General features: G+C 48.7%; 17 protein-coding genes and 1 pseudogene. 15 read left to right on the top strand and 3 right to left on the bottom strand.

From position 1 onward, the window contains the following. The first annotated feature begins 954 nt into the window (after window positions 1–954). The 7 genes and pseudogenes from ACFQNF_RS10255 to ACFQNF_RS10225 all read left to right on the top strand — a co-directional run bounded on the left by ACFQNF_RS10255 (window position 955) and on the right by ACFQNF_RS10225 (window position 9519). Window positions 955–2544 carry a peptide chain release factor 3 gene (locus tag ACFQNF_RS10255; protein ID WP_380187899.1) on the top strand — a complete coding sequence of 530 codons (1590 nt, stop codon included), beginning with the start codon at window positions 955–957 and terminating at the stop codon, window positions 2542–2544. A gap of 258 nt (window positions 2545–2802) precedes the next feature. Further along, on the top strand, window positions 2803–5115 hold the full coding sequence (gene pflB, locus ACFQNF_RS10250) for a formate C-acetyltransferase (RefSeq protein ID WP_380187898.1): 2313 nt from the start codon (window positions 2803–2805) through the stop codon (window positions 5113–5115). A 104-nt stretch (window positions 5116–5219) separates the two neighbouring features. Continuing rightward, window positions 5220–5393: pseudogene (locus tag ACFQNF_RS10245) on the top strand (glycine radical domain-containing protein); the annotation flags it as partial. Between the two features lie 108 nt (window positions 5394–5501). After that, the gene (gene pflA, locus ACFQNF_RS10240) at window positions 5502–6287 is read left to right on the top strand and encodes a pyruvate formate-lyase-activating protein (protein ID WP_380187897.1); all 786 of its coding nucleotides are present in this window, start codon (window positions 5502–5504) and stop codon (window positions 6285–6287) included. A 343-nt stretch (window positions 6288–6630) separates the two neighbouring features. Continuing rightward, window positions 6631–7869 carry a lipoprotein-releasing ABC transporter permease subunit gene (locus ACFQNF_RS10235; RefSeq protein WP_380187896.1) on the top strand — a complete coding sequence of 413 codons (1239 nt, stop codon included), beginning with the start codon at window positions 6631–6633 and terminating at the stop codon, window positions 7867–7869. Continuing rightward, complete coding sequence (gene lolD / locus ACFQNF_RS10230; protein ID WP_380187895.1) at window positions 7862–8554, top strand: lipoprotein-releasing ABC transporter ATP-binding protein LolD; 693 nt, start codon at window positions 7862–7864, stop codon at window positions 8552–8554. Before ACFQNF_RS10235 ends, lolD begins: the two co-directional genes overlap by 8 nt. A gap of 155 nt (window positions 8555–8709) precedes the next feature. Continuing rightward, entirely contained in the window at window positions 8710–9519 is an 810-nt protein-coding gene (locus ACFQNF_RS10225) for a substrate-binding periplasmic protein (protein WP_380187894.1), read from the top strand. Window positions 9520–9633: 114 nt separating this feature from the next. On the opposite strand, the gene ACFQNF_RS10220 is transcribed toward ACFQNF_RS10225, so the two are convergent. Together ACFQNF_RS10220 and ACFQNF_RS10215 are read right to left on the bottom strand one after the other, a co-directional pair. Continuing rightward, entirely contained in the window at window positions 9634–10515 is an 882-nt protein-coding gene (locus ACFQNF_RS10220) for a mechanosensitive ion channel domain-containing protein (RefSeq protein WP_380187893.1), read from the bottom strand. A 2-nt stretch (window positions 10516–10517) separates the two neighbouring features. Further along, window positions 10518–11462, bottom strand: coding sequence for a tRNA-dihydrouridine synthase (locus tag ACFQNF_RS10215; RefSeq protein WP_380187892.1), 945 nt, complete (start codon window positions 11460–11462; stop codon window positions 10518–10520). Window positions 11463–11653: 191 nt separating this feature from the next. Between ACFQNF_RS10215 and ACFQNF_RS10210 the strand changes: the two genes are divergently transcribed. The 8 genes from ACFQNF_RS10210 to ACFQNF_RS10175 all read left to right on the top strand — a co-directional run bounded on the left by ACFQNF_RS10210 (window position 11654) and on the right by ACFQNF_RS10175 (window position 18837). After that, entirely contained in the window at window positions 11654–12241 is a 588-nt protein-coding gene (locus ACFQNF_RS10210; protein ID WP_380187891.1) for a LexA family protein, read from the top strand. Between the two features lie 261 nt (window positions 12242–12502). Then, entirely contained in the window at window positions 12503–13330 is an 828-nt protein-coding gene (gene queF, locus ACFQNF_RS10205; RefSeq protein WP_380187890.1) for an NADPH-dependent 7-cyano-7-deazaguanine reductase QueF, read from the top strand. A gap of 154 nt (window positions 13331–13484) precedes the next feature. Continuing rightward, a complete protein-coding gene (msrA, locus tag ACFQNF_RS10200) occupies window positions 13485–14009 on the top strand; it encodes a peptide-methionine (S)-S-oxide reductase MsrA (protein WP_380187889.1) in 525 nt (174 codons plus the stop codon). 291 nt (window positions 14010–14300) lie between these two features. Then, window positions 14301–15506: a succinyldiaminopimelate transaminase gene (dapC, locus tag ACFQNF_RS10195; protein ID WP_380187888.1), complete on the top strand. Its 1206-nt coding sequence runs from the start codon at window positions 14301–14303 to the stop codon at window positions 15504–15506. Window positions 15507–15719: 213 nt separating this feature from the next. Continuing rightward, window positions 15720–16541, top strand: a complete 822-nt coding sequence (gene dapD / locus ACFQNF_RS10190; protein ID WP_380187887.1) for a 2,3,4,5-tetrahydropyridine-2,6-dicarboxylate N-succinyltransferase — start codon at window positions 15720–15722, stop codon at window positions 16539–16541. Between the two features lie 223 nt (window positions 16542–16764). Then, the gene (locus ACFQNF_RS10185) at window positions 16765–17235 is read left to right on the top strand and encodes a GNAT family N-acetyltransferase (RefSeq protein WP_380187886.1); all 471 of its coding nucleotides are present in this window, start codon (window positions 16765–16767) and stop codon (window positions 17233–17235) included. A gap of 9 nt (window positions 17236–17244) precedes the next feature. Next, window positions 17245–17688, top strand: a complete 444-nt coding sequence (locus tag ACFQNF_RS10180; protein ID WP_380187885.1) for a GNAT family N-acetyltransferase — start codon at window positions 17245–17247, stop codon at window positions 17686–17688. A gap of 24 nt (window positions 17689–17712) precedes the next feature. After that, window positions 17713–18837: a DUF6058 family natural product biosynthesis protein gene (locus tag ACFQNF_RS10175; RefSeq protein ID WP_380187884.1), complete on the top strand. Its 1125-nt coding sequence runs from the start codon at window positions 17713–17715 to the stop codon at window positions 18835–18837. Between the two features lie 197 nt (window positions 18838–19034). Here ACFQNF_RS10175 and ACFQNF_RS10170 read toward each other — a convergent pair whose 3' ends face one another. After that, window positions 19035–20564 carry a methyl-accepting chemotaxis protein gene (locus ACFQNF_RS10170; RefSeq protein WP_380187883.1) on the bottom strand — a complete coding sequence of 510 codons (1530 nt, stop codon included), beginning with the start codon at window positions 20562–20564 and terminating at the stop codon, window positions 19035–19037. Window positions 20565–20577: the final 13 nt, after the last annotated feature.

Genomic DNA, 20577 nt, shown 5'->3' with positions numbered 1-20577 from the left:
TGCCCGTCACATGCTGAGGTAATAGCTGCTCGCCCCAAGCCGCACCATCACCTAATTGGAGAGAAACAAGACGCTGATCTTGATTAAAAGCGGCGGCAAATGAAGCAAGTAGCTGATCAGGGCGCATGAAATTACTAATCCATCATTTATCAGCAGCTCAGATTACCCGATGTTTTATTAGCCTGTGCGAATAATTACAAAACCCCGTAATTATTTCCAGTTTAACGAACCATTACTGTAAGTATTTATACTTATTTTATTGCTTCCTTACTCTATTCATTAAAGGATGCCTACTCTAAGAACCGCTTTAATTCATGATATTTTTACAGACAAGGCACTCTAGGGTCTGTTGACGTTTCATTCACGGCTGCGTTGGCTGCAGTTTTGGGGCAAGGCAAAAGACGCGAAGTGGTACGAGTACCATGAGCGTCTTTTAACGCCGTGCAGCCCCAAAACTGCAGTCAACCCTCCGCGTGCGGGAGGTTTTCCTCGCCAGGACTGGGCTGAGGCGGAAAACGACCATTCACTGCGTTATGCTCCTCGGAAATAACCAGTTATTGCCTTCGCCCTCCTGCCTTGTGCTTGGCCGTTTTCCGGCTCAGCGCAATTGTGAATGAAACGCCAACAGACCCTAGGCTAAGACTGTAATGCCGTTCACTTAAGCGGTTTTGTTTGAGTTCCCCCCCTTTGTAAAAGGGGGGCTAGGGGGGATTTGCAGTTGATGTTGGGCTTGAAATAAGCAAAAAACTCAAGGCAAATCCCCCTCAATCCCCCTTTTTCTAAGGGGGAAGCAAAACCAATACCTTAAGTGAACGGCATTAAGGCTAAGACTGATGTTTTTAATGGTTTTGCTTAGGCAAATAGAACGGCTACGGGCAGCGCAAACGCCGCGATCCGTGCTTATCTACCATATTTAACGTAAAATCGCTCTTTTGCTTTTTTGTAGCCCTTACAATGACTGATTTAGTACGCGAAGTAGGCCGTCGCCGCACCTTCGCCATTATCTCCCACCCTGATGCGGGGAAAACGACGCTCACCGAAAAGCTACTTTATTTCTCGGGAGCGATTCAAAACGCCGGTACGGTTAAAGGTAAAAAAGGCGGCAAGTTCGCCACTTCCGACTGGATGGATATCGAAAAGCAACGGGGTATTTCGGTAGCATCCAGCGTGATGCAGTTTGATTACCGCGATCACGTTGTGAATCTGCTCGACACCCCGGGCCACCAAGACTTCTCTGAAGACACTTACCGCGTGCTCACCGCCGTAGATAGCGCCTTGATGGTGATTGATGCGGCCAAGGGAGTGGAAGCGCAAACCATCAAGCTTTTAAATGTCTGCCGCCTGCGCAATACGCCAATTATTACGCTAATGAATAAGCTCGACCGCGAAGTACGTGATTCGCTTGAGCTATTAGACGAAGTAGAAAGCGTGCTGGAAATCCGCTGCGCGCCGATTACTTGGCCAATCGGCATGGGTAAAACCTTCCGTGGCGTGTACAGCATTCTTACCGACACCGTATTGCTATTCACACCTGGCAAAGGCCCGCTGGATGAAGTCGAAATCATTGAAGGCCTAAACAACCCGCGCCTCGATGAATTATTTCCGCTGGAAATCGAAAACACCCGTATGGAGCTAGAACTCGTACGCGGTGCTTCGCATCCCTTTGTGCTGGAAGAGTTTTTATCGGGTGATCTAACGCCAGTCTTCTTTGGCTCGGCGATTAATAACTTCGGCATTCGTGAAATCTTGAACGCGCTGGTTGATTGGGCACCGTCCCCAGGCGAAGCGCATGCCACCGTTCGCACGGTCAGCCCTACCGAAGAAAAATTCTCGGCCTTTGTGTTTAAGATTCAAGCCAATATGGATCCAAAACACCGCGACCGGATTGCTTTCTTGCGCGTGTGTTCGGGTGAATTTACCCGTGGTATGAAATTCAAGCATTTGCGACTGAATCGTGAAATTGCCGCCAACTCGGTCGTCACCTTTATGGCGCAAGGCCGCGAGCAAGTAGAAGAAGCTTACGCTGGCGATATTATCGGCCTGCCCAATCACGGCAATATTCAGATTGGCGATTCATTCTCTGAAGGCGAATTGCTGGCCTTTACCGGCATTCCTTACTTTGCACCCGAGATGTTCCGTATTGTGCGCATCAAAAACCCACTGAAGATCAAGCAATTGCATAAAGGCTTGCAACAGCTGGGCGAAGAAGGCGCGGTACAGGTATTCAAACCACTCAACGGCTCAGACTTGATTCTGGGTGCAGTGGGCGTGCTGCAATTTGAAGTGGTTGCCTCCCGCCTTGCCAATGAATATGGCGTAGAAGCGGTGTTTGAGTCCACCACCATTTTCACCGCACGTTGGGTGAGCTGTGATGATGCAAAAATACTGGAAGATTTTGAAGACCAGTTAGTCAACAATCTGGGGCGAGATGCCGCACATAGCTTGGCTTATCTTGCAACAAGCCGGGTGAACCTGCAGCTCACCCAAGAGCGGTGGCCCAAAATTGTGTTTCATGCAACCCGTGAACATGCCGTTACCTTGTAAATATTCAACTCAACAGCGCCGCAATATGGCGCTGTTTTTTTTTGCAATTTATGCTCCGCTTTTATCGGGCAAAAGTAGTCAACTCTATACAAGCTACAAACCCAAGAACTTGACTTAGATTAAGTTTTTGCGCCAAACATCGGACTAGGATGGATGCATTGGAAACGACAAAATCGCTTTCAAACAGATCAAACTTAAAGCGTGTCTTTATAAGACATGCACGGTAACAGGGTCTTGAGGCCTATAGGAGCATCCGCTATGAACGCACCAGAAAATCATCTGCATCTTGACGCTTGGCGTGGATTTAAAACAGGCGAGTGGCAAGATAAAGTCGACACTCGTGGCTTTATCCAACTCAACTACACGCCTTACTTGGATGATGATCGCTTCCTCGCTGGCCCGACCGAACGCACTACCCAGCTTTGGACTGAGCTTTCTGCCCAGCTTAAAGAAGAACGTAAGCGTGGCGTATTAGAAGTATCTACCCATGTTGGCGCATCAATTACGGCTCACGGCCCTGGCTATATTAATAAAGATTTAGAAACTATCGTCGGTGTTCAAACCGACAAACCACTGCGTCGCGCCATTATGCCGAACGGCGGTTTGCGCATGGTGCAAAACGGCCTTGAAGCCTACCACTTTGAAATGAACCCAGAAATTGTAGATATCTTTACCAAGTACCGTAAAGATCACAATATGGGCGTATTTGATGCTTACACACCAGAAATCATGGCTTGCCGTAGCTCGGGCGTCATTACCGGTTTGCCAGATTCTTACGGTCGTGGTCGTATTATTGGCGACTATCGTCGCGTTGCACTTTACGGCGTTGATTTTTTGATTGTTGACAAAAAACGCGAAAAAACCGAGCTCAATGATGTTCCGTTTACCGAATCAGTGATTCGTTTGCGTGAAGAGTTGTCCGAGCAAATCAAAGCGCTGGGCGAACTCAAGCAAATGGCAAAGTCTTACGGCTTTGATATTTCCAAACCAGCCACTACCGCTCAAGAAGCCATCCAATGGCTGTACTTTGGCTACCTTGCTGCCACAAAAGAGCAAAACGGCGCGGCGATGTCGATTGGCCGCACATCCACCTTCCTGGACGTGTATATCCAACGCGATTTGGTCGAAGGTCGCATTAACGAATCGCAAGCCCAAGAATTGATTGACCATATGGTCATGAAATTGCGCATTATTCGCTTCTTGCGCACACCAGAATACGATGATTTATTCTCTGGCGACCCAACATGGGTCACAGAATCGATCGGTGGTACAGGCCTTGATGGCCGCACACTGGTCACGAAAACCAGCTTCCGTGTTCTGCACACTCTGTACAACCTTGGACCGGCTCCAGAGCCTAATCTGACAGTATTGTGGTCGACTGCTTTCCCGCAAGGCTTTAAAGAATTTTGCGCGAAAGTTTCGATTGATACCTCAGCCATCCAGTACGAAAACGATGACTTGATGAACCCTAAATGGGGTGACGATTACGCCATCGCATGTTGTGTTTCAGCCATGGCAGTCGGTAAGCAAATGCAATTCTTTGGCGCACGGGTCAACCTTGCCAAAGCCATGCTCTATGCGATCAACGGTGGTGTGGACGAAAAAACCGGCAAAGTAGTGGCCAATGGTTTTGAACCACTCAAAGGCGACGTGCTCAATTACGATGAAGTGATGACTAAATACGATGTGATGCTGGATTGGTTGGCAAAAACATACGTGACTGCACTGAACTCGATTCACTATATGCACGATAAATACTCGTACGAACGCATCGAAATGGCGCTGCATGATCGCGATATTCTGCGCACTATGGCTTGCGGTATTGCGGGTCTGGCGGTTGCTGCTGATTCGCTTTCAGCGATCAAGCACGCAAAAGTATCTGTGATTCGTAACGAAAAAGGTATTGCTGTCGATTACAAAATCGAAGGCGATTACCCTGCTTACGGCAATAACGATGATCGCGTTGATGATATTGCAGTGTGGCTGACAGAAACATTCATGAACAAGATCAAGGCTCAGCCTGTGTTCTATCGTGACTCCATGCCAACGCAATCGGTACTGACCATTACCTCTAATGTGGTTTACGGCAAAAAAACAGGTAACACACCCGACGGCCGCCGTTCAGGCACACCGTTCTCCCCAGGTGCTAACCCAATGAATGGCCGTGACACTAATGGCTTTATCGCTGCCGGTTTCTCGGTATCGAAAATCCCATACGAAGCCGCGTTAGATGGTGTGTCTTGGACCGCATCCATGACGCCTGACGCACTAGGCCACAACGCAGCAGATCGCGTTAAAACATTAGCGGCTTCGATCGATGGCTTGTTTGGGCCACACGGCGAAGAATGCTCTACTTGCCTAGATAAAGATGCCGTTGATGAAAAAATGGACCAACTCTTTCATCTAAACATGAATGTATTAAACCGTGACACCCTGCTGGACGCGATGGAGCACCCAGAAAACTACCCACAACTCACCGTGCGTGTTTCTGGCTATGCAGTGAACTTTGTGAAGCTGACTCGTGAACAGCAAATGGACGTAATCAGCCGTACATTCCACGGCAAGTGTTAAAGGGATAGTAGGGTGGGCACGATAAACCCCTGTGCCCACACCCTACTCGCTGACCAATCAATCCAAAAGCATACTCACCCAAGGAGCAGCCCATGGCACAACTATTTCACCTTAATATGAATGTGTTAAACCGAGACACCTTGGTTGACGCAATGGAAAACCCAGATAAATACCCACAGCTCACCGTGCGTGTTTCTGGCTATGCAGTGAATTTCGTCAAGCTCACCCGTGAGCAGCAAATGGACGTGATTAGCCGTACTTTCCACGAAAAGACCTAATACTGCATATCACTGCAATGTAGATCTACCCAAAACGGATCATTAAGCGCAGGCTTAATGATCCGTTTTAACGTAAAAAAACAATTAAAATAATCACTGGAAAAAAACATGAAATCGACTAAGCCACCAGGGGAAATCATCCCTATCTCTTTTGATACCCAGCACCACCAGCAAGGCTTTGTGCATTCAATTGAAACCGGTGCGGCCGTCGATGGCCCCGGCATGCGCTTTGCGCTTTTTGTAAGTGGCTGTCAGTTCCGCTGCCTGTATTGCCATAATCCAGACACATGGAAGCTGCACAACGGTAAAAGCTATACCGTTGAAGCCGTTATGACTGAGCTTAAAAAATATGCCAGCTTTTTGCGCATCGCAGGCGGGCTGACGATTTCTGGTGGCGAGCCATTAATGCAAGCGCACTTTGTAGGCGAAATTTTCCGCCGCGCCAAGCAAGAGCTTAAGCTACACACCGCCCTCGATACCCAAGGCTTTTTAGCAGCCCACCTCGATGATGCATGGTTTGATAATGTGGATTTGGTGCTGCTCGACATCAAACACAGCGATCCAGTCAAATACGAAGCACTCACCAGCAAACCACTCCAACCCACGCTCGACTTTGCCGAACGCTTACAAAAAATGGGCAAACCAGTTTGGGTGCGCTATGTACTGATCCCAGGCATCAGCGACGACTTTAACGACGTAGAAAAACTGGCCGATTATCTAAAGCCGATGAAAAATATCGAGCGCGTTGAAGTGCTGCCCTTCCATAAAATGGGCGAGAGCAAATGGGCGGAGCTGGGCATGAAGTACGAGCTAACGGACACAAAAAGCCCAAGCATGGAGCTGGTCGAGCGAGTGCGAGATCAATTCCGCCAACGAGGGTTGTTTACCTGTTAACAGATACGCCACAACCCAAATATTGAAACACGGAGGGTGCGGAGAACACGGAGTTTCACGGAGAAAAACAAGTCTAGAATTAAGCTTTTTTAGGACTTTGAGTATTGTAGGGTGCGCAACAACTTGCACACCCTATGAAAACCAGCTTTCTTGCTATGTTTTAGTCTTTAGTGATGCCTATCAGGCATGCCTTTGTGCCCCCGCCACCATTTGGAGTAAATAAGGCCGATTTCACGTAAAAAAAATCTGTATGGTCAGTATATTTACCCCTTCCGCAAGCAAGCGCCGCGATCTAAGCATGCTAAACTAGCCGCCTTTCTCGCCCTGTTAGATTTCGCCTCCCATGTATGAACTTCTGATCGGCCTGCGCTATACGCGTGCCAGCCGTCGTAATGGCTTTATCTCGTTTATTTCTCTTGTTTCTGTGATTGGCATTGCGCTCGGTGTAGCCGCGCTGATTATTGTGCTATCCGTGATGAATGGCTTTCAGGAAGAAGTGCGTAATCGCATTCTTGGCATGGCCGCGCATGTGCAAATCAGCGGCGTAGGCAATCAGTTAACAGACTGGCAATCTGCCGCCAATACCGCAAAAAAGAACCCGCATGTGCTAGCCACTGCGCCCTATGTGCTAGGGCAAGGGCTATTAACCAATGGCGGCGAGCAAGTGAAAGGCGTACTGATCCGCGGGATTGATCCCCAACAGGAAGCCGCTGTGAATGAGGTTGCGGGCAAGCTGGTCAGTGGCGAGCTGCAATCCTTACGCGCGGATCAATTTGGCGTGATCCTCGGCATTTCCCTTGCCAACGAGCTAGGTGTTCGCACCGGCGATCGTGTCACCCTAATTACACCGCAAGGCCAGGTCACCATTGCGGGGTTTACCCCAAGGTATAAGCAATTCACCGTCACCGGTATATTTAAAGCCGATTACGCACCTTACGATGTAGGTGTGGCAATGATTCATCTGAGCGATGCGCAAAAATTATTCCGAACCGGGGATGCCGTTTCCGGCCTGAGGCTTAAGCTGGATGATCTAAATCTGGCCCGCCGTGTGGCTCGCGAATTAAATCAAGAAATGCCCAATTTATTGATCGGCGATTGGACACAAGAAAACCCCACTTATTTCCGTGCCGTTGAAATCGAAAAACGCATGATGTTTATCATTCTGACACTGATTGTAGCGGTAGCCGCGTTTAATCTGGTTTCTACGCTGGTCATGGTCGTCACTGACAAGCAAGCTGATATCGCCATTTTGCGTACCCTAGGCGCGGCCCCCAGCTCGATCATGAAAATATTTGTGATTCAAGGCGCTTTATCTGGCTTGATCGGCACTGGCTCTGGCGTACTGGCCGGTGTGTTTATTTCTAAAAATCTGGATGTAATTGTGCCATTTATTGAACGCATACTAGGCACGACTATTTTGTCTCCGGATGTTTACCTGATTTCCGAGCTGCCATCGCGCGTGCTATGGAGCGATGTCAGCAGTATTGGCGGTATTTCGCTGGTCTTAGCACTGGTTGCAACCCTCTACCCAAGCTGGCGCGCATCTCGCGTTAATCCTGCCGAGGCTTTACGTTATGAGTAATACTGATCAAGTGCCGGTACTCGCGGCACAAAATTTAAGCAAAAGCTATAAAACCGGCAAGCTAGAAACCCAAGTATTGGCACATATTGATTTTGAACTGCACCGTGGTGAAACCGTGGCGATTGTGGGCGCATCTGGCTCTGGCAAATCAACCCTGCTGCACTGCCTTGGCGCTTTGGATGCGCCTAGCAGTGGGCAAATTCAGCTGATGGGCAAAGATCCGCTTGCGCTCAATGAAACCGAACGCGGCCTGATGCGCAATCTGCATCTGGGCTTTGTTTACCAGTTTCATCATTTATTGCCCGAATTTACCGCAGCTGAAAACGTCGCCATGCCGCTGCTTATCCGCCGTATGGATAAGGCCTCTGCCATGCAAGAAGCCGAAGCGATCCTTGCCCGGGTTGGCCTCGCTGATCGCAGCCACCACAAGCCCAGTGAATTATCCGGTGGCGAGCGCCAGCGCACCGCCATTGCCCGTGCGCTGGTGACTCGCCCTGCTTGCGTATTAGCCGACGAGCCCACAGGTAATCTAGACCGCGAAACCGCCGGTGGCGTGTTTGAATTAATGCTGGAATTAGCCAAAGAATCAGGCACAGGCTTTGTGATTGTGACGCATGATCCTGAACTCGCCGCCAAATGTGGGCGCATGCTCAGATTATCTAAAGCGGGCTTGGCAGTGGGCTAAATACCTAAGGCCATCCTCTAAACTTAAGACACACAAAGCCCCTCGCTGGGCTTGCTTAAGTGCAGAGAATGAAAATGCCTACTCAAAACAATCCCAGCCCAAAGCGTGCTATACCGTAATGGAAGATTTTAACTATCGGCGCAGCCAGGTAGTCCATGAAACGGCCAATACCTTACTTCTTACCGTCTATTTGCATACTCAAGCAAGCCATCGTGCTGCTTGCTTTTTGCAGCGTCAGCACTTCGGCCCATGCACTCACGATTTATACCGAGAACTGGCCGCCCGTCAATTACATGGCAGACAATAAAGCAGCGGGAATGGCAGTTGAAATAGTGCAGGCATTACAAAGCAAGCTAGGAAATAAAGACCCTATTCAACTTGTACCTTGGGTCCGAGGCTATAAGGCGCTGCTTGAGGGGCCTGATGTGATGCTATTTAGCTTGGGACGCTCAAGCGAGCGTGAAAAATTAATGATTATGCTTGGCCCCATTGCCATCAGCAGTACCAACATTTACACCCGTAAAGGTAGTGCAGAGCGTCTATTGGGATTAGGTGACGCCATCTACAACCAAGCCATTGGCACCTATCGTGGCAGCATCTTTGTGGATACCGCCGCAAAGAAAGGCTTTACCCGGATAGACATCGCCGCCACACCACAAATGACCGCAACCAAACTCATGGGCAAGCGCTTTGATCTTTGGATTGATGGCAGCGTAGCGGTTCCTTCTATTTTGAAAGAAATTGGCCACTCCGCCAATGAAGTCGAAAAAGTCATGACGCTGGATAGCTTAGAGCTCTATTTAGCGTTTTCTATCCAAACGCCCGCCCGCACCATTAAAGAATGGGAAGAAGCGCTGATCTGGCTCAAAAAAGAAGGCTATTTTCAGAAAATACATCGAAAATGGCTTCCCAATGAAGCGCCGCCCATGGAAGTGAATGTATTAAGGCCCCAGCAAGATCGCTAAAAAAACGCATCTAGCGCTTCAGCCTTGCCGCACAGTGCCTGCCCTCAAGAGTTGCTTACGCCAAATCCCCAATAAACGCATTCGTCAATGGCAGCAGCGCTATTCATAAGACGATCACTTCACATCGCTCTTTGCTAACGACGTATTAGTACTCATCCCCTGCAAAAACAATCTTAATACCCGCTGCTCGATCTTGGCACGATGCCCAAGCGGCACCGCAATTTGCAGCTGCAAGCCAATTTCCTCGTAGTGATCGAGGAAAATCCGCACTCTGGGCTCCATCATGGGCGATTCCAGCGCATAGCGACGCTCCAGCTCACGCGCATGACGAGATAAATCATGCGCGTATTCAGCAGCAATCACCCCTCCTGCCTCCATCAACACCCGCTCAGCTTTTTCCCAATTATCATTGCGCAAAATAGCCACGTGGATAGTTTGCAATACATAATCGCCCAACATGCTTTCATTAAATACCGGCTGGCTCAGCAGCAATGAATTAGGTACGGTCACACCACGGCCAACCGTTCCCTGACGATGAGATGCATGACTTGATTCCATTAAGGTCGTAGAAACCAAATTCATATCAATGACCTGCCCGCGGATTCCGCCAATTTCAACCCTGTCGCCTACCGCAAAAGCGTTGCTACTACTCCTAAAAATAGAGCCCAACATACAAAGAATCATTTCTTTGGTGGCAAGCACAATCGCTGCAGCAATCGCCACCAACGATACCGCAAAGGTTTGAATCTCATGCCCCCAGATAAAAATCATCCCGAGGGTAAATACGCCTAAAGAGCAGTTACGTAAATAAACTACCCAACGGCGGCGAACCTCTGGCCCTAAATCATGCCGACGTAAAATCGCGCGGCGGATCAGGGAGCGACAAACCATTAAAGAAAAAATAAATACCGCACAAATAATCGCATCACGAATCAATGCCCTATCTGCCAGCATCGGCAACAAAGCCGCCGCCAATCTTTCGTAATACCCTTGCATAACTATCCTTCCAGGCTACTTCCCAACAACACGGCAGCCACATCATCTGGCTCAGTTAAAGTACGAACCTGTGCAAACAGCGCCTCAGCTTCAGGATAAGTGCGGCGTAAATAAGTCAGCCACTGCTTCATCCGCCCAGCGCGATGCTTAGGCATAATGTGCTGTGCTTGAATCAGCTGCCAAAAGCAAATAAACAGCGGCTGTAAATCCGCCCACGGCAATTGGGGCTGGCCATTTCTAGCCATCAGCGCTAAAGAGGGATTCGACACAATCCCACGCCCCAACATAATCTGATCACAGCCTGAAACCGCCGCACAGCGATGAAACTCTTCTGCCGTCCAGATTTCGCCATTGGCTACCACCGGCACAGATAAAGCCTCACGAACGGCGGGGATGAGTTCCCAATAGGCAGGCGGCTTGTAGCCATCGAGTTTGGTGCGCGCATGTACGACAACTCGCGCGGCACCCGCACTCGCCATCGCATGCGCACATTCAATGGTTTGGCTGCTATCGTTGTAGCCAAGACGCATCTTGGCTGTTACAGGGATGTGCAGAGGCACCGCACGGCGCACAGCGCCCACAATCTCGTAAATTAGCTCAGGCTCTTGCAACAGCACTGCACCGCCACGATGGCGGTTCACACTTTTAGCCGGGCAGCCAAAATTTAAATCGATTTCATAAGGGCCCAGTTCAGCCAAGCGCGCGGCGTTTTCGGCCATGCACACGGGATCAGATCCCAATAGTTGCACGCTTACTGGCACACCCGCTACGGTTTTACTGCCGTTCAATAGCTCTGGTGCAATGCGCAAAAAGGTTTTATTCGGTAATAAAGAACCGCTGACCCGAATAAACTCGGTGACGCACATATCAATGCCACCCACTCGTGTCAGCACATCGCGCAGCACAAAATCAAGCAACCCCTCCATCGGGGCAAGTAAAATCTTCAAGATATACGGCCAAAGCAACGCAGAAAGGCGGTCATTGTAAAACAGCTCACTGTATGACGTGTGGTAAAAGTCCGAACTTGCTTAATAAGATCCATCCACGCCAATACAACAAGCAAATATCCCACACTTGACAACAGAACGAACGTTCACTACGCTAGAGTAGAACGTTTGTTCTGCACAGGTCAAATCTCATGGCACACCCTAATCGCGACGCCGAATACCTTGGCAAGCTGCAAGACTATTACGCTAACTACCGCAATCTACCGTCCTATTCGGTGATCGGTGATCTACTCGGGCTGGCTTCCAAATCCGCCGTATCGGCCCTTGTAAAGCGCCTGATGCTTGCAGGCTATGTGGACACCACGCCCGATAAACGCCTCGCCCCCACCAAACGCTTTTTTGAACGCGAGCTGGCTGATTTTCCGGTACCGGCTGGCCTGCCCGCCGCCGCCAACGACGCCATGAGCGAAGCCATTAGCATCGACGATTACCTGATCGAGCGCCCCTCTGCATCGGTAATGGTCAGGGTAAAAGGCGACTCCATGATTGATGCCGGCATTCACGATGGCGATATCGCCGTGGTAGAAAAACGCCATAGCGCCAATTTAGGCGATGTGGTCGTTGCCATTGTCGATGGTGAATACACGCTTAAAACGCTTAGCCGTGATAAACAAGGCTATGTACTGATGCCGCACAACCCCGCCTATGAGCCTATTCGCCCGAAAGAAGGTTTAGAAATTTTTGGCGTGATGGTAGGGCTGATCCGAAAGTATAAATAAGGCTTAGCTCGAAATAAGCTTTTGAAATAAGTGATCAAACAACGCCGTCATCCCCGAATGTTTTTATCGAAGATCCAGTCGGGCAGCTGGATTCCCGCCCAAAGATGCGGGTATGACACAACTTCAAAAACGGGGAATTAATAGACCCCTCGCCCTTATTTCCCCCATTACCCAGCCTTTAAACGATAAAATACGGCGTAAATGATCAGAAGATGCAGCTCAATCGCGTCCATCTGATCCAATCCACTTTAAGGAGCGCTCGTGAGCGACGTTGAACACTCCCCTCTGGGCAAAACAGTCAGCTATATCACTGAATACGAGCCTAGCCTGCTCTTCCCTATTTCGCGTACGGTCAAGCGCCAGGAAATTGGACTCGGCGAAACCCTGCCTTTTATGGGCATGGATATCTGGAATGGCTACGAGCTATCTTGGCTCAATGCCCGTGGCAAGCCACAGGTAGCCATTGCTGTGTTTAATATTCCTGCCAGCAGCCCGAATATCATCGAATCTAAATCATTCAAGCTTTATTTAAATAGCTTTAATCAAACTAAATTAGCAACACGCGAAGCCTTACAAACACTGCTACAAACCGACTTGTCCGCAGCGGCAGGCGCAAGTATCGGCGTACAGCTCATTGGCCCGGAGCAATTTCATCAGCAACGTCTTGCTGAGCTAGATGGCTATTGCATTGATAATCTGGATATCGAAGTCGATCAATACGGCCCGCAAGCCGGTTTGTTAAAATGTGATAGCGGCGAAACGACCATTACCGAGTCTTTAACATCCAATTTGCTAAAGTCTAACTGCCTTGTAACAGGTCAGCCCGATTGGGCCAGCATTCAAATCAGCTACACTGGCAAGCCGATTAATCGTGAATCGCTACTGCGTTATTTAATTTCATTTCGCAATCACAATGAATTTCACGAGCAATGCGTAGAGCGTATTTTTGTCGATATCATGCGTGACTGCGCCCCCATGAAGCTTGCCGTTTACGCTCGCTATACCCGCCGTGGCGGTTTGGACATTAACCCCTACCGCTGTAATTTTAGCGGCCCGCTCCCCAGTAACTTGCGTGGCGCGCGGCAATAGCCGGGCAGGTGTAAGGTAGGGCGTACTCGAAGCACTTGCTGAGTGACGTTTACGTCACTCAGCAAGTGCGCAGTACGCCATAACTCCTCATAGGCTAGATTCGCAAAACCTAAACCATTAGCCCATACACCAATAAATAACAGGAAAATAAATTATGAGCGAAATCGCAACCTTAGCCGGCGGCTGCTTCTGGTGCCTCGATGCCACTTTTGCCCGCCTGCGTGGTGTTTCACAAGTCGATTGTGGCTATATGGGCGGCAAGAATGAAGCCCCAACTTATAAAGCGGTATGCGCAGGCGACACCGGCCACGCCGAAGTGATTCAGCTGACTTTTGACCCCACGATTATCAGCTACAGCACCCTGCTTAAATTATTTTTTGCCCTGCACAACCCCACCACACTGAATCGCCAAGGTGAGGATGTAGGCACGCAATATCGCTCCAGCCTGTTTTTCCATAACGAAGCGCAAGAGGCAGCAGCAAAGGCAATGATCGCTGAATTGGCCAACGAGTACAGCGATCCTATCGTCACGACAGTCACCCCTGCCGTCACTTTTTGGCCTGCTGAAACCTATCATCAAGATTACTTTGATCAAAACCCACAACAGCCTTATTGCTCGGCCGTGGTTGCAGGGAAAGTACGTAAGCTTATGCAGGAATATGGCGATTTGCTTAAATAAGCACATTGTAAGGTGGGCACGTTTTTGTGCCCACCATGTACGCCACTAAAACAAATGGCATACATGCATCTTTCGTAGGGCGGGTTTCACCCGCCCTACAATAATTCAATGTTTGTGGCATGTAGTCGACTTATGACAAGGACCTAACGGACATGTATAGGACACTTTTCTGTGCCCACGTCCCAGCACTCACTCTGCGCCACCTATATCATCTCTTACAATCACACACCACAAGACCTGACGGCGCTCTGCCGCTATAATCGGGGTTTTCCCCAGTGCTTTCGGAACGCCATGACGCCGCAACTCTCCTTGCTTCAGCCCTATCCGTTTCAAAAACTTAAGCAGCTTTTTGCGGGTCTTAGCCCCAATCCAGCATTGGCCCATATCAATTTATCTATCGGCGAGCCCAAACACGCCACGCCCAAGCTGATAACCGATGCGCTGATCGCGCACTTTGATGGCCTGTCTGCCTACCCCGCCACGCTGGGCTCAGATGCGCTCAGACAAAGCATTAGCACTTGGCTAAGTAATCGCTACGGTATTGCAGCGCCCAATCCGGCTACCGAAATCATTCCCGTCAATGGCAGCCGCGAAGCGCTGTTTGCCTTTGCCCAAACCATCATTGATAGCAGCCTTGAGCAGCAGCCCGTCGTGCTCTCACCCAATCCCTTTTACCAAATCTACGAAGGCGCAGCACTTTTGGCTGGTGCGGAGCCTTATTTTGTAAATTGCAATGCAGAAAACCGCTTTCAGCCCGATTGGGATGCTGTGCCGCACACCATTTGGCAGCGTACCCAACTGGTTTTTACCTGCTCGCCTGGCAATCCAACCGGCGCAGTCGCCTCGCTCGCCGACTGGCAGAAGCTGTTTGCACTGTCCGATCAATATGGCTTTGTGATTGCGTCTGATGAATGTTATTCAGAGATTTACTTTGGCGAAGATAAGCCGCTAGGCGCGCTCGAAGCAGCTACTCAGCTAGGACGTGATTACCATAATCTGGTCATTTTCTCGTCGCTATCGAAACGCTCAAATGTACCCGGCTTACGCTCTGGCTTTGTGGCGGGGGATGCGAAACTTTTAGCGCAGTTTTTGCTCTACCGTACCTATCATGGCTGTGCGATGAGCCCGATGGTGCAGGCCGCAAGTGCGGCAGCATGGAATGATGAAACGCATGTGATCGAAAATCGTTCGCTCTATAGCCAGAAATTTGCCGCCGTCACCCCCTTGCTACAAAACGTTTTAAACGTCAGCATGCCCGATGCCGCTTTCTATCTGTGGGCAAAAATCAAAGGGGACGATGCCGCCTTTGCCCGCCAGCTATTTGAAGAAGAGCACGTTACTGTTTTACCCGGCAGCTATCTGGCCCGCAGCGCCCACGGCATCAACCCCGGCGAGGGCTATATCCGTATCGCCTTGGTTGCACCTCTCAATGATTGTATTGCGGCAGCCGAGCGGATTTCTCGCTTTTGCCAACGCCATCTTGATACCACTTTTTAATGTCATGTAGGGCGGGTGCAAGCCGCGAGCAATGCAGAAAAGTACGCGGGTTGCACCCGACCTACGATGTTTCAATACTTGTAATTGTGCGGCAACCCATGACATATAGCTAAGCAATGGGGCTGGGGCAAACCCGTCACATATCCAATACCGCAGCATCACCACTTTGGCGGGTTTTACCCGCTCTACGAATGACCTAACCAAGGAAGCACCATGAGCCAACTTCAGCAAATCATCGAAACTGCTTTTGAAAACCGCGCAGAGATCACTCCTGCCAATGTGCCATCCGAGCTGCGTGACACAATTAATAGCGTGATTTTGGGTCTGGATAAGGGTGAATACCGTGTTGCAGAAAAAATTGATGGCCAGTGGCATACCCATCAATGGCTTAAAAAAGCCGTGCTGCTGTCTTTCCGCATTAACGACAACGTGCCTATGGATGGCGGCTGCACTCAGTATTTTGACAAAGTGCCGTCTAAATTTGCTGATTACAGCGAAAACGATTTCCGTGAAGGCGGTTTCCGCGTTGTGCCTAATGCCATGGCGCGTCGCGGCTCCTTTATCGGTAAAAACGTGGTGTTGATGCCTTCTTACGTGAATATCGGTGCCTATGTAGACGAAGGCACAATGGTAGATACTTGGGCCACCGTAGGTAGCTGCGCGCAAATCGGTAAAAATGTGCATTTATCCGGCGGCGTAGGCATTGGCGGCGTGCTTGAGCCACTGCAAGCCAACCCAACGATCATCGAAGACAACTGCTTTATTGGTGCCCGCTCCGAAGTGGTTGAAGGCGTGATCGTTGAAGAAGGCTCGGTGATCTCGATGGGCGTTTATCTCGGCCAAAGCACCAAGATTTACGACCGTGAAACCGGTGAAGTCACGTATGGCCGCATCCCTGCTGGCTCGGTAGTGGTTTCCGGCAACTTGCCATCGGCTGATGGTAAATACAGCTTGTACTGCGCTGTAATTGTCAAAAAAGTAGACGCAAAAACCCGCGCAAAAACCAGCATCAACGATTTGCTACGCGGTATTTAATCAATAAAACCACCCCATCCTGCTCAGGATGGGGATTGAAACCACGCCACTCTGCCTTAAATAAGCCATCTATAATATTGCAGTTTCTGACTACTAACTGTTGTCAGCATAACCCTGCCAGTAGATAATCTCGGCTACTCATGTCAAACGCATTACCAAATTCTCTTTCTAACTCCGGGTAAATTGAGCGCTGCCCGCCTTACATTCTAGGCACTTCAAGCTAATGACCACCCTATTGCCTATGCGTGCAGAGACTTACGAGTCCTACCACGAATCTTCGATTTTGAGCTATGCAGAAGATAATGTTCAGTCCGGCCGCTGGCGCGAAGAAGACGCGCTTGAGCAATCTCGCAATGAATTTCACACATTACTACCGCAAGGCACAGACACACCCGATCAATACTTATTTGAAATCATTGGCAAAGATAATCTGACTGCCGTCGGCTTTATTTGGTTTGGCATTGTTATAGAAGACGGTGTGCGAATTGCTTTTGTTTATGATTTAGAAATTAAAGCCGACCATCGCCGTCAGGGATATGCCAAGCGCGCTTTCAAAGCAATAGAAACGCTTGTAAATGATCTCGGGCTGACTCGCATTGGCCTGCATGTTTTCAACCAGAATACAGCCGCGCAAACGCTATACAAACACTTAGGCTACGAAGTAACGAGCATTAATATGCTGAAAAAACTTTAAGAATAAAAAATGAAATTAGGCCCGTGCTCAGACAGCAAAGCCATTGCCGCCCTTTATCTTGCTTCCCGTAAAGCACAGCTGCCCTATGCGCCATTAGTTCATTCTGACGAAGCCATTTATAGCTGGGTGGCTGAGATACTGATTAAAACAGACCACATCACTGCTGCATCGAAAAAAGGCGTGATTTATGGCTTTATTGCCACGTCAGGTAATGAGGGCAGGCAATGGATTAATCATCTCTATATTCACCCCAGCCACACAGGGCAAGGCATCGGCTCCGCCCTGCTTGAATATGCCCTGCCCCTTATGCCACGCCCCCTGTATCTGCATACCTTTCAAGCCAATACCGGCGCACGGCGCTTTTACGAGCGGCATGGCTTTCTTGCCCTTGAATTTAGCGATGGCTCAAACAATGAAGAAAACTGCCCTGATGTACTGTATGGACTAAATTAAATACCCGCCATTTATGGAGTAAAAATGTCCGACTTAGATTTTTACCTTACAAAGTACTATTTAAATACAGAACAATTCGCCAGCGCCTGTAATATCACCGTCAAAGCACTTAACGAACTACTTCAAGCTCGCCTCATTCCTGCCCCGTCTTATATTGTCACCGCGCACTCAACGCTTAAATCTTATGTATTTGGTGAAATGGCTGCGCCAGATGCCACCCCAGCTCACTATTTTCACCCAGAAAACACGGTCTGGACGACGATCGCGCAGCAGCAAATCAAAACACATGGAATTCAAACTGCATTTGAGGCATTAAAAGCATCATTTATATCGCGTTTTCAGGCCGCGCTCAAAGAATGTAATCACAGAATATGGCCGTTAAAAGATAGTTTTAATGAAGATAGCTCACCCATTGCTCTGGGATTAGAGACCCGTAGTCATGCTGCATGGGAGCATTTTCTTCAGGGCACATTTGGCCTTTGTGTTGCTTATCCCGTGTCAGAAGCGGCGATTGCAGAAAAAGAAGTGCTGCAAGAAAAATTAAACGATCAAAGTAATACAAACTTCACAGAAGCAGAGATCCCTAACCTGCTTATTCTGATTGATGCTTTTGCCAAAGCATCAATGCCCTTCTCTCCGATTGACTACCCATTCAGCAGCCGTAAGCGCCTTGTAGACGATTTTCGCCTCCGCCTCAAAGCTCAGCCCTTCCTCACCATCCGCCCCATGACAATAAGCGATGCGGCAGCCGTCTCTGCCCTGCTGCCTACCCTTGGTTACTCAGGTGATCCCAGCGAGGTAGCGAGTCGCTTTACTCTGCTCTCTGCCCAGCCAGATCAAATTATTTTCCTAGCTTTACAGAATAATCAACTCGCAGGCCTCTGCCACGCTCAAGGCGTTCGTTTGATTGCAAGCAATGGTTATGCAGAAATTAACGCGCTGGTGGTAAACACCGCCTTGCAACGCAGAGGAATCGGCAAAGCCTTAGTCAGTCATGCAAAAGACTGGGCCCAATCACAAGGGTACGAACGCCTGCGCTTGCGATCTGGCCTGCATAGAAAAAACGCCCATCTTTTTTATGAAGCAATCGGTTTCAGCAAAAAACAAGCGAGTTATGCATTTGAAACCATGCTAAGCACGCCCTTATAAACCAGCCCTAGCGTTGATAGAAATCCGATGTTTGCATTGAATATAAACGGCCTGCTTATTAACACACAGCTTAAGCTCGCTTCGTACGCAAGCATGCTGCGTTTTCTGCCTGCAAAAAGAGATGAGCGGTACCGTTGACACCGACAACCGCACCGGTGATTGACCTGATAAAAAGTAAAAAAACACCAGCAATAAAACTAATGCACAGAAAAACGCCCAATTGCGTTTATTAATGGCTCTGCGCTGGCTTTTAGCGCTTTAGCGTGCTGAGCGGTTAAGGTCGTGATATTTTGTGTTGATTCAGTTTGCTGCAAAAAAAGGGCCATCGTTTCAGAAACACTTTGCACCGATTTAATTTGCTGATCCATCGCTAGGTTTAATTCATTTAAATCTGCTTTAAACTGATCAGCCTCGTGATTAATTTGCTGAATAATTTGCTCAATTTTCAACTGGCCTTTTCCAGCTTCGTTATTGGCTTCAGCAGCATCTGCACTGATCCCATCATCATGGATAAGCTTTCCAATTTCTAAAGTCGCCACGGCCGTTTGTTCGGCAAGCCGTCTTACTTCTGCCGCCACTACGCCAAACCCTCTGCCCTTTTCTCCGGCTCTTGCCGCTTCTATTGCGGCATTTAAAGCAAGCAAATTTGTTTTCTCTGCTATTTTCTCAATCAGAAAAACAATTTTTTTAATTTCCAGAGAGCGATCAAGCTGCTTACCACTGGTATTTAATATGCTTAGCGTTCTTTGCTGCATTTCATTAAATTTGTGTGCTGCATCATTACCTATATTCCCCACCAGACTAATGCTGCCTGACAGGGCTTCTAGTGTGCCAAAATTATTGTTCATCATTTGCGATTGGTGATGGCTCTGTTGCAGCGTTTCATCGCAGCTTAAATTAATTTGTGCCACTAAATCCCCCACTCTATCTGCCTGATCCTGTATTGCAGCAATCAAGCCAATTAGATTTAGCCGCATATATTCAAATGATTCAATCGCCGCGCCAATTTCATCATCACTCTTTTTAATCACTTCATGGCTCAAATCACCTTGAGCACAATGACGAATATTTTCAGAGAAATAAATAATCATGGCGGAAAAACGCCCCCCCAGAAACCATGCGCTCAGTAAGGATAAACAAAGTGCAGCGCCCGATAATAAAATAAAACGGTAACTAGATTGCTCTCTGTGCTGGGTATTTTTTTCTTGCTGCTCAGCCATGTTTTTGTTTTGTAATTCCAGCTCCTGACGCAGTAAAGCGTTAAATGCAACAAAGCTGGGGTCTGCCGAAAGTACAATCATTCCAGCCAAATTATCATCATTACCAAACATATCAAAGGCATCAATCAGCAGCATTCTGTACTTGGATAAGGCATTTTTTAGCTGGCTAACCCGATCTGCACCTAATTCATCAGCCCCCACCTGTCCTATTTTTTCAATGGCATCATCCAGCTTGCTAATCAGCGTCTTGCCAAGCACCCGGCTGCGGGCCTGATCATTATTCGATCTAATACTCGCCAATAGCTGATAAACATCGCCCCTGATCATATAAGCATCATTGGCAATTCTATTCAGGGCATGGCTCTTTTTATAGTTGGTATCATAAAGCAGCTCAGTTGCCTGCACTTGGCGGCCCACCCATAAATAAGCCACCGTGGCGATGCAGAGCAAGAGGCCAATAGATAATAAAGCAGGGAGCATTACTTTATATTTAATGGATATTTTCATCACTCAAAACCCT

Source organism: Iodobacter arcticus (genome assembly GCF_042664895.1).
Classification (GTDB): domain Bacteria; phylum Pseudomonadota; class Gammaproteobacteria; order Burkholderiales; family Chitinibacteraceae; genus Iodobacter; species Iodobacter arcticus.
This window is presented reverse-complemented; position numbering and strand designations above follow the sequence as displayed.